The 15,016-nt window shown below is 66.7% G+C and carries 13 protein-coding genes; 7 read left to right on the forward strand and 6 right to left on the reverse strand.

Annotation, left to right across the window (positions count from 1 at the left end):
- Positions 1-126: 126 nt before the first annotated feature.
- Both LZC95_44505 and LZC95_44510 read right to left on the reverse strand, forming a co-directional pair.
- Positions 127-1,365: a hypothetical protein gene (locus LZC95_44505; GenBank protein WXA93502.1), complete on the reverse strand. Its 1,239-nt coding sequence runs from the start codon at positions 1,363-1,365 to the stop codon at positions 127-129.
- Entirely contained in the window at positions 1,362-2,141 is a 780-nt protein-coding gene (locus LZC95_44510; protein WXA93503.1) for an HAD family hydrolase, read from the reverse strand. Before LZC95_44510 ends, LZC95_44505 begins: the two co-directional genes overlap by 4 nt.
- A 131-nt stretch (positions 2,142-2,272) precedes the next feature.
- On the opposite strand from LZC95_44510, the gene dnaJ reads away from it, so the two are divergent.
- From dnaJ to LZC95_44525, 3 genes are read left to right on the forward strand one after another with little or no spacing between them, the layout of a single operon-like run.
- Positions 2,273-3,397: a molecular chaperone DnaJ gene (gene dnaJ / locus LZC95_44515; protein ID WXA93504.1), complete on the forward strand. Its 1,125-nt coding sequence runs from the start codon at positions 2,273-2,275 to the stop codon at positions 3,395-3,397.
- A gap of 4 nt (positions 3,398-3,401) precedes the next feature.
- Positions 3,402-4,076, forward strand: coding sequence for a hypothetical protein (locus LZC95_44520; GenBank protein ID WXA93505.1), 675 nt, complete (start codon positions 3,402-3,404; stop codon positions 4,074-4,076).
- A gap of 56 nt (positions 4,077-4,132) precedes the next feature.
- Positions 4,133-6,166: a DUF2791 family P-loop domain-containing protein gene (locus LZC95_44525; protein WXA93506.1), complete on the forward strand. Its 2,034-nt coding sequence runs from the start codon at positions 4,133-4,135 to the stop codon at positions 6,164-6,166.
- A gap of 9 nt (positions 6,167-6,175) precedes the next feature.
- Here the strand turns inward: LZC95_44525 and LZC95_44530 are convergent, their stop codons facing one another.
- Both LZC95_44530 and LZC95_44535 read right to left on the reverse strand, forming a co-directional pair.
- A complete protein-coding gene (locus tag LZC95_44530; GenBank protein ID WXA93507.1) occupies positions 6,176-6,790 on the reverse strand; it encodes a Uma2 family endonuclease in 615 nt (204 codons plus the stop codon).
- 249 nt (positions 6,791-7,039) lie between these two features.
- Positions 7,040-7,264 carry a hypothetical protein gene (locus LZC95_44535; GenBank protein WXA93508.1) on the reverse strand — a complete coding sequence of 75 codons (225 nt, stop codon included), beginning with the start codon at positions 7,262-7,264 and terminating at the stop codon, positions 7,040-7,042.
- Positions 7,265-7,303: 39 nt separating this feature from the next.
- Here LZC95_44535 and LZC95_44540 point away from each other — a divergent pair, with 39 nt between their 5' ends.
- From LZC95_44540 to LZC95_44550, 3 genes are all read left to right on the forward strand, one after another.
- Positions 7,304-8,404 (forward strand): hypothetical protein, encoded by a 1,101-nt coding sequence (locus tag LZC95_44540; GenBank protein ID WXA93509.1) that lies wholly within the window; start codon positions 7,304-7,306, stop codon positions 8,402-8,404.
- A gap of 34 nt (positions 8,405-8,438) precedes the next feature.
- On the forward strand, positions 8,439-8,762 hold the full coding sequence (locus tag LZC95_44545; GenBank protein ID WXA93510.1) for a thioredoxin family protein: 324 nt from the start codon (positions 8,439-8,441) through the stop codon (positions 8,760-8,762).
- A gap of 152 nt (positions 8,763-8,914) precedes the next feature.
- Positions 8,915-10,030, forward strand: a complete 1,116-nt coding sequence (locus LZC95_44550) for a metallophosphoesterase (protein WXA93511.1) — start codon at positions 8,915-8,917, stop codon at positions 10,028-10,030.
- Here the strand turns inward: LZC95_44550 and LZC95_44555 are convergent.
- Positions 10,009-10,902 (reverse strand): EamA family transporter, encoded by an 894-nt coding sequence (locus LZC95_44555; GenBank protein WXA93512.1) that lies wholly within the window; start codon positions 10,900-10,902, stop codon positions 10,009-10,011. The two genes, LZC95_44550 and LZC95_44555, sit on opposite strands and share 22 nt — an antisense overlap.
- 81 nt (positions 10,903-10,983) lie before the next feature.
- On the opposite strand from LZC95_44555, the gene LZC95_44560 reads away from it, so the two are divergent.
- On the forward strand, positions 10,984-11,886 hold the full coding sequence (locus LZC95_44560) for a LysR family transcriptional regulator (protein WXA93513.1): 903 nt from the start codon (positions 10,984-10,986) through the stop codon (positions 11,884-11,886).
- Positions 11,887-12,453: 567 nt separating this feature from the next.
- Here LZC95_44560 and sppA read toward each other — a convergent pair.
- A complete protein-coding gene (gene sppA, locus LZC95_44565) occupies positions 12,454-15,003 on the reverse strand; it encodes a signal peptide peptidase SppA (GenBank protein WXA93514.1) in 2,550 nt (849 codons plus the stop codon).
- Positions 15,004-15,016 lie beyond the last annotated feature (13 nt).

A 15,016-nucleotide genomic window follows, 5' to 3' on the forward strand; every position in this document is an offset into this window, starting at 1 on the left:
CTCCCACCACGGGAGTGGCCGGGGCTCACCTGGAACCGGCCTGCCGTTTTTCGACAGGGCGACTATGGATCGCGCCTGCGCCGTTGGCAACTCCCGCCGCTCCTCTTTTGGTTTAGGGAATTTGGTCTAGGGAACGGAGGCGTCGGTTCCTCCCGGCTCGCTCAGACCGGGAAGCGTGACGGGGCGCGCGGGGTCGACGACGTCGCCGAGGTACGTGCGCCACTCGACGGAGCCGCGGCCCTTCGCGAGGGCGGGAATTTCGACGCGGCCACCCGGCGCCACCCAGGCGATGGGAATGCCGTCGAGCCATGCGAACTGCAGGACGTCGCTGGAGTTGAAAAGCGTGAGCGCGGGGCGACCCTCGGGAGGGTGCTCGCCGGTGCGGAGCGCGTGGAGCTCGGGGCCCGTGAGCAGGATTTCCGAGCCTTGACCGGGCAAGGGGCTGGTCACGAAGGTGGCCGTGGGCGGCGGCATCAAGAGCGCTGTGGCCGAAAGATCGAGACGCCGCACGATGGTCGTGGCGGTGAAGACGAGGGCGCCGCGCGTGGTCCAGCGCAGCTCCGCGAACATGGGCACTTCGTCGAGGCTGCAGAGGGGCGTGGACGGCGGCGCGTTCATCATGTCGAGCAGCGCGCGGCAAACGAGGATGCCCGAGTCGCCGGCGTCGGCCACGCGCGCGATCTCGAAGGTGGCATGGGCCGCGCGATTGACGACATCGACTTTGCGCGTGCGGTAACCGAGCCGGCGGGCGCCCTCCCCGGTGCCGTTCACGTCGGCGGGCGAGAGCGGCGCCACGTCGAAACGGCGTTCGCCGAGCAGTGCGTGCAAGGCGCCGGGCGATGCGATGCGATAACTCGCCCCGTCGGGGGTGAGGACGACGTGCCCGTAGCGATCGACGCGCGCGCGCAGCTCGGTGCCCATCGGCAGCACGAAACCGTGGCTCGCGATGGACATGCGAAGACGCGAGGAGCCCAGATCCAGCGTGAGGCGCGGCTCGGTCTTTTTTCGCGCCGTCTCGACGGCGGCGGCCGCGTACTCGGGCCCGCGCGGCAGCGGCGGCAGCTCGGCGTGCAACGTGGCCGCCATGGTGTAGCCGCTCGAATCGCGGGTCGGCAGGGAATCCGCGGTCATCGGCTGATCGGGCCGCAAGGGCTGTGCGGGCGGGCCCGCATCGAGCGACGACGCGGCGCTGGCGCTCGCCGTGGGTGCGACGGCGAGCGGCGCAGGAACCGCGTTGGCCTGCGGGCTCGCCGGCGTGTCCGGCGGATCGCGCGGCTCGGTGGTGGGGTTGCTGCGGCACGCCGCAAGGCACGCCACCAAAGGCAGAACGAGAAGAACGAGCGGGACGAGCGTCCCGCGTTTCATCGGACGAAGTCGGCAATCACGCGCACACCCGGCCCGAGCGGCGGTGCATGCGGCATGTGTTGCGTGTCGACCAGGACGCTCTCGCAGTCCGGGTAGGCCTCTTTGAAGACATTGCAGTTGCCCGGCTCGTTGTCGAACGAGGCGATGACCCGCCCTACGCGCACAAGCGACGGCGCCACATCGCGCTTGAAGGCTTCGTCGGGCATTTCGAAGGCGGGCTTGAGCACCACCTGCGTCCCGGCCACGCCAATGGGAAATCCCAGATCGCGCAGGCTGCGGAAGGTGCCGAGCCCCATGAGCGGCAGATCCCGCCCCGTGAGGTACACCAGGGTGGCCCCAGCGTCGTAACAGTCCTTGGCAAAGGCCACGGCCCCCGCGAGCGCGACGTCGTGCACCAGGTGCTCGTCTCGGAAAAAGCGGACTCGCCAGTATTCCTGGGCCTCGGCCACCAAATCGGGACGGGTGACCCCGAGAAGCCCGAGGGTCTCCGTCATGAGGTATGCCAGCGAGCTCGGGTTCGCGTTGCGAACCGCCTCGGCAAACTCGGCCAATTCGGGCTCGCGGGTACCCCATTCCTCGCCCAACTCGCGCAAAATGGCGCACGTACGCGGGCGGTTGTCCATCAGGGTGCCGTCCAGGTCGAAGACGACCACGGGCGCGGGCTCCTGCCCCGGCGTGTGCGCGCAGTGCTCGAGAATTCGCCGCAGCAGCGCACTCTGTTCGACGGGAGAAAGACGCGGATAAACGGGCTTGGAACCGTTGGAAACAAACGACATCGGGAACTTGCGGATACCAGCTTGCCGTTTGACCGCGCAATCCGCAAGAGCCGAGCCCGCAACGACTCCTGCGTGGCGACGGGCGGGGTCGCTTATGCGCCGCCCATGTCTATGCTAGTCAAGTCGGGCTCATGGCGCAGGTTCAGAGGGATCACTACGAGGTGCTTGGCGTCGAGCGAAACTCGTCCGCCGACGAGATCAAGGCGGCGTTTCGCAAATTGGCCTCGCAACACCACCCGGACCGGAACCCGGACGACCCGCAAGCCGCGCTCCGCTTCAAGGAAATCGCCGCCAGCTACCAGGTGCTTTCCGACCCGCAACGGCGCGCCCTCTACGATCGATTCGGGCACAACGCCGAGGCCTCCGGCTCCCCGTTTTCGGCCAGCGGGCCCTTCGCCGGTGGTGTCGTGGACATCAGCGACATCGCGGTCGACGGGCTGCTCGGCGATCTGCTCGGTGTCTTCGGCGTGGGCCGGGGCGACAAGGGCGACATCAAGCGGGAGCTGGAAATCTCCTTCGAGGAAGCCGCCTTCGGCTGCGAGAAGAACCTGCAGTACGAGCGCGTGGTCACATGCGGCGATTGCCGCGGCACCGCGTCGGCGCCGGGCCACGTGCCCGAAACGTGCCCTGCCTGCAACGGGCGCGGGCGCGTGCGGTTCCAGCAAGGCATTCTCCCCATCGCCGTCGAGCGCACGTGCTCGCGTTGCCGGGGCAGCGGCAAAATGATCACGCACCCGTGCGGGACATGCAAAGGCAGTGGCTTGGTGTCGAACAGCCACACCTTGGTGGTGACGATCCCGCCCGGTGTCGATTCGGGTCAGACGCGCCTGGTGAGCGGTGCCGGAAATCGTCCACGCCCCGATCGCGCGCCTGGGGATCTGGAGATCATCATCGTCGTGCGGGCGCATCCATTTTTCCGCCGTGCGGGCGACGATGTGGCGTGCCAGGTCCCCATCACTTTTGCGCAGGCGGCCCTCGGCGGGGAAGTGGAAGTGCCCACACTGGATGGCAAGGGGAAGCTGCGGGTGCCCCAGGGCACACAACCTGGGAGCCTCCTTCGCATCAAGCAAAAAGGAATGCCGCGCCGGAGCGGAATCGGACGTGGCGATCAGCTCGTAGAGGTTACAATCGAGGTTCCGACCTCTCTCAGCGAGCGACAGCGCGAGCTGCTCGGACAACTCGCGAAGGAGCTGGGGGAAGACGTGCAACCCCAGAGGAAAACCTTCATGGAGAAGCTCAAGGATCTATTCGGCTGACTTCATGCGACGTCCCTCCGGCTATTCGGGAAATCTCGTCAATGCACGCGAAGTCGGGGAATACTTCGCCCTTCGTTCCGAGCTGCAAGAAGCCTCGGTTTTAGCGTTCCGCCTGCTCGCGACGGATCTCGAGGCCCATCGTGCGCCTGCCGCGCTGGTACGCGCCGCCAAGCGGGCGGGCCGTGATGAAGAGCGCCACGCGCAGATGACCGCCTCGCTCGCCCGCCGGCATGGGGCCAGCATCGTGCCGCCGAAGTTCGACAGGCCGGCCGCTCGGCCCATCGAGGACGTGGCCATCGAAAACGCGGTCGAAGGGTGCGTGCGCGAGACCTTTCTCGCGCTGATTTCGTCGCGGCAAGCCGAAACGGCGAAAGATGACACCATCCGCGCCGCGATGAAGACCATCGCCCGCGACGAATCGGAACACGCCGCCCTCGCATGGACTTTGGCGAGCTGGCTCGAGCCCCGCGTCCTCGGCGACGCCCGCGCCCGTTACGGCAAGGCCGCGCGCACGGCGATTCAGGACCTCCGCACGGAAGCCTACGCCCCCTACCCCGAGCCGCTGCGCCGCGTCGTAGGTCTCCCCTCCGTTCGAGACGCCCTCGCACTCATCGACAGCCTGGATCGCACCATGTGGCAGAAACTGGCCCTGTCCACGAACGGCGTAGTGACCAAATAGACACGCAAACGCTGAGCGTGGGATAGACTGCGGGCGTGGATGGCGAGGGAGTATCGATGTCTAGCTCAACGCGGAATGCGCCCGTCGGGGCGGTTTGGCGTGAGCAGCTCCTCCGCTCGTCCGAGCAAGCGCTCGAAGATTTGGCGGTAGCGCAAACGGCGGAGGTCGTGTTTGTGCGCGCGGAGGGGGAATCCGTCGCGAGCGGGTATGCGGACGAGGTCGAAGAGAGGGCGCTTGCGCAGGGATTCGTCACCGCACAGATCGGGGTGGCGACGGAACGAAGCTTCGAGTCGATGGGCGCGCTGGTGCGTGCGGTGTTGCTCGCACTGCGTGTGCCAGGTCCACGCACGGGCCGCGGGCGCGGCCTGCTGGAGTTGCTCGATGCCTTCGCATCGCGCAACGGGCGCAAGGCGCTGGCCCTGTTCGACGAGGGTGTCGAGATCACCGGCGCCGTGGGCGATCTGCCCGCGCTCGCGCGGGCCTACGTGGCCGCCGCATCGCAGCCTCGCACCGAGAAAAAGCGCCTGCTCGCATGGCTCGAGGGCACGGAGCTCGCGCGCGCCGAAGATTCGCCGCTGGCCATGTCGGCGCTCACCGAGCGCACGGCCAAGCGCGCACTCGCACAGGTGACGCACTTGATGCGGGTGCTCGGGCATCGGGGAACCCTGTTGGTCTTCCGCAATGGTGAGACCTTGTTGCGGCTCCCGCCGGCCCGCCGCGAGACGGCCTACACCGTGCTGCGCGAGCTCGTCGACAACGCCGACGGTGGCCATGGTCTGTACGCGACCCGCATCGTGTTGATCGGCGCGACGGCGCTGTTTCAAGGCACGCGATCGCTCGCATCGCTCAAGCCGCTCGCCACCCGCGTGGCCGCGCTGCCGGGATCGCCCCCGCTCACACCGCCGCATCGGCCGCTCATCGACTTGATGATGCCGGCCTCGTTCGACGTGGATACGCCGCCCACCCCGGCGACGCCCGATGAGTCGCACGACGCGGAGCTTCGCGGGATCATTCGAGCATGCCACGGGCTGCCACCGGTGGAATCCATCCTGTCGATGAGCGTCGGGCAGGAGAGCATCGATCGGACGATCGATCAGCTGTTCGAGCATTCGTCGATGGATGGCTCGGTGTTCGCGCTTTTGACGGGCGAATACGGGTCGGGCAAAACGCATCTCCTGCTGCACCTGGCGGCGCGTGCGCTCGCGGAGAAGCGGCCCGTGTTCCGGCTTTCGCTCGAGCGGCTCGATACGGACTTGGGCAATCCGCAGCGGCATTTACGGCGCGTGCTCGAGACGTCCATTCTGCCGGGAAAGCGCCGGGCGACCGCCATCGATCGACTGACGGCGTGGACGCGCGATCCCGAGGCGCTCGAGCGGCTCATGAGCGCGCTCGAGGCCATCTCGCTCCTGCAGGGCGACGCAGCCGCGGCTGCGCAGCGAGCACTCGCCCGGGCGAAGGGCGCCAAAGCGCGCGGCGCGGCGCTGGAGGCGTTCCTCGGCGCCGTCGATCTGGTCGACAAGTCGGGCGCGGCGAACTACCGCCAGGATGCGTACGGGCGCTTGCTCGTGTGGGTCGAGTTGCTCGAGCGGCTCGAGGGCTGTCAGGGCCCGGTGGTGCTCATCGACGAGGCGGAAAACCTGTACAAAATGGGCATTTCGCGCTCGGAGCGGCGCACGGCACTGCGCTCGCTGTCGTTCTATTGCGGCGGCACGCTTCCGCGCGCGTGCGTGGTCATGGCCATCACGCCCGACGTGCTCGATCAACTGCGCAACGAGTCGCAGGAGCTGCTCGACGAAGTGTCGGCCCAGAGCACCGTGCTCGATGCGGAAGACGCGACCATGCTGCGCCGCCGCCTCGTGCGGTTGAAGCCCATCGCCGTCCCTGCCCTCGGCCGCGAGCACCGGGCCACCTTGCTCGGGCGCGTCTACACGACGCACACGCGCGTGCGCGCCCGCCGGCCCGAGATCACGTGGGCGCAATACGCCGAGACCTTGCTCGCCCGCGAGGAACTGACCCCGCGCGAACTCGTGCGCTACGCCGCCGAGTGGCTCGAATCCTCCTGGTGGAGCCGCAAACCGCGCAAGGGCTGAACGGCGTTACTACTTGCGAAGGATTTCACGAAGCTCACGAAGAGCTTCGTGCTGATCTTCTCGGGTCGCGAAACGCGCAATGAGCTCGAAATCGAGCTCTGGCAAAAATGTGCTTCGCTCGATGCGAGCGTAGTCGCCTTCCTGCAAACGATACAACTCGAAGGAGGGTGGCTTGAAAATCCAGACTTCGGGCACCTGAAGGCCATTGTAGACGCGCAGCTTGTTCAAAAGTGGATTCGTGTAAATGACCTCGAGCACGATGTCGGGGAGCTCGCCATCCTTCATCAGCGAGCCAACCCGACAACATTCATCGGGCTCCACGCCGCGCGCGACGGCTTCCCTCTGAAATGTCGTGGAGCCGTACCCCACCATCGGCAGGTCCCGCTCCAAGGCGTAGAGTTCGACAAGTCGCGCGATGTTTTTTTTCCAAAGCTCGTGCATGCGGGACGTTGTCATGAGCTCGAGCCCCCCCTCGCAGTAGGTCATTCGAAGACCAGGCCCGTCGAACAGCTCGCGAAAGATGACGTACTGTTTCCACGAAATCCCCGTGAGCAACATCCGCTGCTGCTCGGGCAGCGCCTGCGGAAACGGAGGTGTCATGGGCAGCGAAGCGGCGGCAGCCATGGGTCGTAGTATACGCCTCGTCGAAAACTTGGCCATTTCTCGTGCTCTGCGGGATCGATCGGCGCATGAAACCGCGAGCCCCCGCCCCATCGCGCAAGAGCAGCACGCCTCCATCGAAAGAACGACGTACGCCCGGCGATCGGCGCGCGGGCGGGGATCGACGGGAGATGCCTCCGCGGCCCGAGGGACGGCGGGCGAACGGCGGGCGCAGGCAAGGCGATCCCGAAGAAGCTTGAACCAGGGTGGTGGCTATTTGCCTTGGGCGCGTTCGCGGGCGGCGCGGGCCTTGAACTCGGCCGTGCTCTCGTCGACCTGGCGCCACGTGTAGCGCCCACCCGAGCTGGGGGCGACGAAGTCGGTGGGTTCGCTCTCGGGCGACTGTTCTTCCTTGGCCTGGCGACCGGCGAGAACGACCACCGCGACGACGGCCCCCACGACCGCGGCGAGCGCGATGATGCCGAGCAAAAAGAGCATCCCCATCCCCTCCGATTTGCGTAGTACGACATTCTCACTGTGACCACTCGGCAGAAAAACGCCATCGTCCTGGTGCTCGCCGTCCTCGGGACGGTCGCGGCGCTCTACTTCATGGAAAAAGATCGCAACGCATCGGCACCAACCGGTGCACGCGTGCTCGCGGCGATCCCGGCGGATACGTTTCTGCTCGCAACCGTCGATGTGGCACCGCTGCGGCATTCGCCCCTGGTCGAGCCGCTTCGGGCGCTCGGCTCGAAAGGCATGGGCAAGGACCTGCAGAGTCAGTGCGGATTCGATCCCATCGAGCGGCTCGATACCCTCGCCGTCGCGCTGCCCGAGGCCGAGGGTGCGGGCGACTTCGGCATCGCGAGCGCGGGGCCGATCACCGAGGAGGAGCTGCTGACGTGCGCGCGCACCGTCATGGAAGCGCGCGGCGCTCATTTGGGCACGCACAAAGCCGGGGCGTTCGTCCTCGCCGAGGACACGGGCATTCTGGGTGGCGTCTACGGCAAGCTCGCCGTACGCGATTCGGGGCCTTTTCTCCTCGCACGCGAACCGTGGCTCACCGCCATGATGGATGCGTGGACGCGCAAGAAACCGCGCGTGGAAACCAACACGCGGCACATGGATCTGCGCAAATCGCTGGAGACGGCCGGAAGCGCGGGTGGCGCTGGCAAACCAGCTGTGCTGGTGACCGCGCTCCTTCCCGTCAAGCTGCGCGACCGGCTCAAGCGTGAGATGGGCGGCGAAGTTCCCAACGCCACGATGCTCGGCGTGCTCGGGGTGGAGGCCGCCGGCGTGGCGGTTACCCTGAGCCCCTCCAACGTGCTCGATTTCGCCGCCGAGCTGCGCTGCGAGACACCGCAGGCCTGCGCCGAGGTGCGCGATCTCATCACGAAAAAGCGTGACGAATGGGTCGCGGACGTGCGCGTGCGCCTCATCGGACTCGGCGGCGTTCTGCAAGGGCTCACGGTGGAAGCGAACGGGACTCGCGTGTCAGCACGCACGCGCATCGCGGCGGACGATGCGCGCCGCTTGATCGAGCGCGCACTGGATCTTTCACGAGCCGGCTCCAATGTCGCGAATGCCGCCACTGGTACGAAGGCTGCGCCTGCACAGAAGGACGCGGGCGCGCACTGACAAGGCAGCGTTCGCGCGGTAGATTGAAGCTCGCATGGCCGGGGAGAACGTGATCGAACTGACGGACGCGACTTTCGATCGCGAAGTGCTCGAGGCCGAGCTTCCCGTCCTGGTCGACTTCACAGCGACGTGGTGTCAGCCGTGCATGACCATCGGGGCGATGGTGGCGAAGATCGCAGATGAGAACGTCGGACGGTACAAAGTGGCAAAAGTCGACATCGACGATTGCCCCGAGATCGCCAAGCGCTATGGGATCCGCGGAGTTCCCACGGTGATGGTGTTCGAGAGCGGTGAGAAAAAGCGACAGTACGTCGGGATGACGAATCGAGAAATGCTCCTCAAGCTTCTCGAAGCCTGACCTCCAATTACATGCAAACGACCGATACGAGCCAGGTGCCGCATGCACCCGAAGCAAGCCGGCCTTCCCTGCCGCCCACCTCCGGCCGCCCGTCGGCCCCGTCACTTCCTCCTGCAAAGCGCGCTCAACGCGCGATAGGAAAACGGCCGCGCATGGGGACCTTTTTGCGCGTGCTGATCACGGTCACCGCTGTGGCGCATCTCCCGGTGGCCGCCGCGTTCGCCGAGTTGCTGCGCCGCCTCGGCGCGCCTGCGCCTTGGGCTCTCGGATTCGTGCTTGCGGCCGGCGGTGTGGCGCTGTTCATCGGGCGCTCGGGCGCGGGGCTCACGGATCGACGGCGCTCGACGATGTTCTTGCGCCTGGTGGACATTCCGTTCTTCGTGCATTGGTGCGCGGCGATCTTCGCGCTCATTCCGTCGGTCGTGGCCACGCTCACCATTCCGTGGCTCGGCGTGCCCATGACGTTTTACATGGCGGTGTACCTGACAGGCCTCGCCGTGGCGGGCTACGGGATCCTCATCCGGCGCCGGTGGTTCGTGGTGAAGCACGTCACCATCCCGATCGAGGGGCTCGACCCGGCGCTGGATGGCCTGCGCATCGCGCACCTGTCGGATCTGCACATCGGGGCCATCACGCCGAAGTCGTGGGGCGATCGCTGGGTGCGGGCGGCCAACGAAGAAGGCGCGGACGTGGCGGTCATCACGGGCGACATGGTCACGAGCGGCGTGGATTTCCACCAGGACATCGCCGCCGTGGTGGGCGGCTTGCGCGCGCCGCTCGGTGTGTACGTGTCGATGGGCAACCACGATTACTTCGGCGAGGGCGAGCCGCTCATCTCGATGTTGAACGCCGGGGGCGCCCAGGTGCTGCGCAATGAAGGGCGCGTGCTCTCGCGCAACGGGAAGAGCATTTACCTCGCAGCCATCGACGACACCTGGACGCGGCGCGATGACATGTACAAGGCGCTGCAAGGGCGGCCGGCCGGGGTGCCGTGCATCCTGCTGGCGCACGATCCGGAGAAGTTTCTGCACGCGGCGAAGGCCAATGTGGACTTGACCTTGAGCGGGCACACGCACGGCGGGCAAATTGCGGTGCCGTTTCTCGCGCGCTTTCTCTCGCTGTCGCACCTGACGCACCACTTTCACGTGGGCATCTACCGCAAGGGGCGCGCGACGCTTTACGTGCACCCCGGGCTGGGGACGACGGGACCGCCGGTGCGCATCGGCGTCGCCCCCGCCGTGGTGATTCACACGCTGCGCGCAGCCTGAAGGACTTTGGGCTTCCTGGAAAGGGAGCCGACGCCGAAGAGCACCCCGAAGATGACCGCGATGGCGCCGGCGACGTCGGTGGCGTGAAGCGACTCTCCGAGGAAAAGGACGCCCGAGCCCATGGCGAAGAAGGGGACGAGCATCGAGAACGGGGCCACCGTGGAGGCGCCGTATTGGCGAATGAGCGAGCCCCAGACGCCGAATCCGAACAACGTCGACACGAAGGCGATGTACACGAGCGCGCCGGCCCCCGTGATGTCGATCGATTGAAGGGCCGCGATATCGACGGCGGGGCCTTCGACCAGCAGCGAGAGCACCACGAGCACGGGCGTGGCCGCCGCGCTCACCCAGACCATGAAGCGCAGCATGTCCGGCGCCGCCGCTTTACGCAGCGTAATGTTGGCCACGCCCCACGCGGCCGCCGCCGCAATGCACAGGACGAAGGCGTGCGCGGGGCGATCGGGACCGAGGCGCACGGCCACCAGCGCCATGCCCAGGGCCGCGATGACCATGCCCGCGATCTGACGCCCGGAGAGCCGCTCGCGCAGCAGCAGGACGGCGAAGATCATCGTGAAAAACGCTTGGCTCTGCAGCACCAGGGCCGAGAGGCCTGCGGGCATACCCGCCGCCATGCCGGCGAAGAGCAGCGAGAACTTCACCACGCCGAGCGCCAGCGCGACGGCAAAGACCCAGCGCCACGCCACCTGGGGGCGGCCGACGAAAAAGAGAGCCGGAATCGCCGAGAGACCAAAGCGCAACGCGCAGAAGAGCAGCGGCGGAAAATGCCCGAGCCCGATGTGGATGGCGACGAAGTTGAAGCCCCAGAGCGCCATCACCAACACGGCGAGCGCAATGTCCCGAGAACGCATCATGCGCTTTACGATGGGGTCCGCTATCGTAAAGAACCATCGAATCTTTCTACGCAATTGCTTTAGCAAAGCTACACTATCGACATGATTGAATTGGGGCGTCTTCGGGCACTGTCCGCGGTGGCGACGTACGGAACCGTGTTTGCCGCGGCGGATGTCCTGCACTGCACGCCGTCGGCGGTGTCGCAGCACATCACCAAGTTGGAACAGGAAACGGGGACGAGCCTGTTCGAGAAGGACGGCCGCAAGCTTCGCCTCACCGATGCAGGGCGGCTGCTCGCCGAGCATGCGGGGCTCGTGCTCGCGGCGGTGGAGCGCGCGGAGGCGGCGCTGGCTGCGCACCATGCGACCGTGTCCGGGCGCGTGACCATTGCGTCGTTTCCCACCGGGTGCCGTGCGCTCCTTCCCCAAGCCTTGAAGCGGCTCGCCAAGGACCATCCGCAGCTCGAGATGCAGATGCTCGAGTCCAATCCGCACGAGAGCCTCGACCTGCTCACGCGCGGCGAGGTCGATCTCGCGGTGGTCGACGAATGGCCCGAGGTGCCCTTTCCCTTCCCGCCCGGCGTGGCCCAGGCCGAGTTGGGGCTCGATTATGCGGACTTGGTGGTGCCGGCGAATCATCCGCTCGCGCAGCGGAAACGCCCGGTCAAACTCGCGCAGGTCACCGAGGAGCGATGGGTGGCTTCGACGCCCGGAACCAGTTGCTACGATTGGCTTACGCGCATCCTGCCAGCCGTGCGTCCCGCGTTCCTGGTCGAGGAGTTCGAAACGCAATTGACTTTGGTGGCCACTGGCCTTGCCATTGCGGCCGTCCCCCGGCTCGCGCGCATTTCCGTGCCGTCGGGGGTCGCGGTTCTGCCCATCGATCCCATGCCTGCGCGGCGCGTGAGCGTCGTCTGGCGCAATGCCTCACAGGAGCGTCCCGCCGTTCTTGCGACCGTGGCCGCGCTGCGCAAAGCCTGGGAGAAACGCGTCACCGCAGCGTAAGGAGTAAAAGTCGATTGATCTGTAGCGCTCTCGCGAGTCGTTTGCAGTCGAGCAGCGGTAGCGGGACAAGCCCGGCGAGGCCGGCGCTCTAGCCCGTTGCGTGCGGCAGGATCGCCAAACGAAAAGGCGATCCTGGCTTTCTACACCACACATCGCGCCGGTCCCGCCGGTTCTTTCCCGCTGCCGCGGTTCCAGCACGAGCAAGTTCCACCCCTGACACGTCCAATCGACTGTCGCCTTAACGTGTACCGCCGACGTACCGATGTACCGCCTCCAGACGGTACACCGGCACCGGATTTCGCGTATTTCGGACATCGTCGAGCTGGCATGCAGGTTGATTGCATGCCGGCCGATACATGGATCTGAGGTACTTCAAATCGCGAATAGGCATCAGCGTCATGGTCGCAATGGCGGCCGTGGTCACACTGATGATGTTCACCCGTTAGACCTTCGAGCACGAGCGCGTGCGCGTGCAGGAGCACGAACACGTGAACGAACACGTGCACGTGCTCCTGGTCGTGGTCGTACTCGTGTTCGTGCACGCGCTCGTGCTCGATCTTTTAGCCTCTAGTCGCCGTCCTCGTCGTGGCCCTCGCCCTCCACGGGTACCCACTCCATGCGTGCCATGGGGATGTCGCCCTTGAAGACGACCATCGGGGCCAGGGCGCGGGCGACGTCGCGCACTTGGACGGGGAGCCCCTCGAGGGTCATGAGCTGGGCGCGCCCCAGGCCCGCCAGCTTGAGCGCGCGCTCGAAGAGCGACGGATCGGGCGCGGGCAGCGTGCGGAGGGGCGCATCGTAGGGTAGGCCACCCAACGCCCGCGCCTCGGCAAGGGCCTCGCGCAGGCCGCCCATCTTGTCGACGAGCTTGCGCGCAATGGCTTGTTGCCCTGTCCACACGCGTCCTTGCCCGACGGCGTCCACCTCGGCCTTGGTCATGTGGCGACCCTCGGAGACGCGCTCGAGGAACTTGTCGTAAAACTGTTGCACCTTGACCTCGAGCGCGCGGCGCTCATCTTCGGTGAAGGGGCGGTAGAACGATTCGGCGTCCGCGCGCGGTGCGGATTTGTACGTCTCGACGTTGATGCCAATCTTCTTGAGCAACTCGCTCACATCGGCCTTGCCGTAGAAGATGCCGATGGAGCCTGTCACGGTGAGCGGCAGGGCGTAAATCGTGCGGCCCGCGGTGGCGATGTAATAGCCGCCGCTCGCCGCCGACGAGCCCATGGAGACGATGAGCGGCTTGCGCTTGGCGAGCTGCGCGAGCTCGCGCCACATGACGTCGGCCGACATCGACGAGCCGCCGCCCGTCTCGATGCGCAGCACCACGGCCTTCACCGTGGGGTCGTTTTTCAAGGTCTGGATGTTGTCGGCAATCGTGTACGAGCCGACCAGCTTCGTATCGAGCAGCGGAATCGTCTCGGAGCGGCCGTCGACCATGTCGCCGTCGACGAGCAAGAGGCCGATTTTGCCGCGCGGACCGAAGGACTCGGCAGCCTTGGGGCCCTCCTCCCATTCCCCGAGGCTCGTCGAGTGGCCGACCATCTCGCTCATCACGCGATCGAGCTCGTCGTCGAAGGCAAAGCCATCCGCGAAGTGGACGTCACGCGCCTCGGTGGCGACGAATGGGCCCTTGGCAATGGCCGCGCGCACGGCGGGCACGCTCATCTTGCGACCGAGGGCGACGTCCTTCTCGAAGACCGCGGCGTACTGATTGAGCAGGTCGGCGTGATCGTGCGCGGCCGTTTCGCTCGGGTGCTCGTTGGTGAACATCTCGGGCGCCGTCTTGTGGTCGCTCACGCGGAGCATGTCCGCGCGAATGCCCAGCTTGTCGAGCATGCCCTTGATGTAGAGGTACTGCGTGCGCAATCCGGCAAAGCGAAGCCCGCCCGCCGGATTGACCACCGTGCGATCGGCGTTGGCGCAGACGTAGAGCGCCTTGGCGCCGTTGTCCTCCCAGCTGCAGAGCACCTTCTTCTTGCGCGCGCGAAGCACGCGCACCGCGTCGGCCAATTCTTCCGCATGCGCGTACGACGTGGCCGGCTCCGCGCGAAGCACCAGCGCGACACCGTCGACGGTGGGATCGTCCGCGATTTTCCAGAGCTTGCGCAAAAGCGCGATGTGCGAGCGCGGGCCCGGCGTGCTCTCCAGGCGGATCGAAACGGAGCGCGTTCCCAGCCGCGGGATGCCGGGCGAGGTGTACCCCGAGACGGCGAAGGTGCCGTAGCCCGCGATGCTGTCCGAGCTGCCAAGCCCATTGCCGAGGAGAACGCCACCGCCCGCCGTGAGCCGGCCATACGCGAGCTCGAGCCCCGCACTCGCCACGAAGCCGCGCCGCTCTTCGTAGGGAAGATGCGCCGCCTCGACGTCACCGCGCAGGCGGCCGATGTACGGAATGTCCAGGCCCAGCGTGGCCCGCGGAATCCATTGGCTCGAGCCGGACAGTTGGCTCCCGGCCAAGTAGCGCATCTCGAAGCCGAGCTCGAACTCGCGACGTCCCGTGGGTCGCAACGCGGCGCCGAAGACGTAGTTCGCATCGAGAAGGGGCTGCTGGTTCGGCCCCAACGGTGCGGTGGCCGGGCCGTTGAAGTTGTTCGCCACGATGGCGATGCCGAGCTGGCGCAGGGGGCGGAACGTCACGCCGGCACTGAGACCGGTCAGGTCGTTCAAGTAGGCATTGCCCGAGTACGAGTGCTGAATGCTCAGGCCGAACGAGAGCGAATCGGCCAGCTTGTAGCCGAGCGCCCACGTGACCCACGTCATGTCCTCGCCGTTGTACGGGAAGCCCAGCTGCCAAGGCGTCTGCAGGTAATCGACGCGCAGGCCCGTGCTCAGCCCGAGAAGCAGCGGCGTGGCCGCGCCCACCGCGTGGCCGCAGCCGACGTGCTGGGGCGCATCGAAGCAACCGATGCCCGTCCACCGAAGCTCCCACGAGGGCAGGTACGCGAGGTTCGCCGGGTTGCGCGCGATGGCCTCCGCCGTGTCCTCGCTCACGATGCTGCGCCCCGGCGATGCCAGGCGATCCGCGCGCGTGGGCATCGGTTCGCCCGCGTTCGACGTGGTGGACAATCCAAGGGCCGAAACGAGGACCGCCGCCGCGGTCAGACGCTGTCTCATGGTGCTCTCACGC

This window comes from Sorangiineae bacterium MSr12523 (assembly GCA_037157775.1).
Lineage (GTDB): Bacteria > Myxococcota_A > Polyangia > Polyangiales > Polyangiaceae > Pendulispora > Pendulispora brunnea.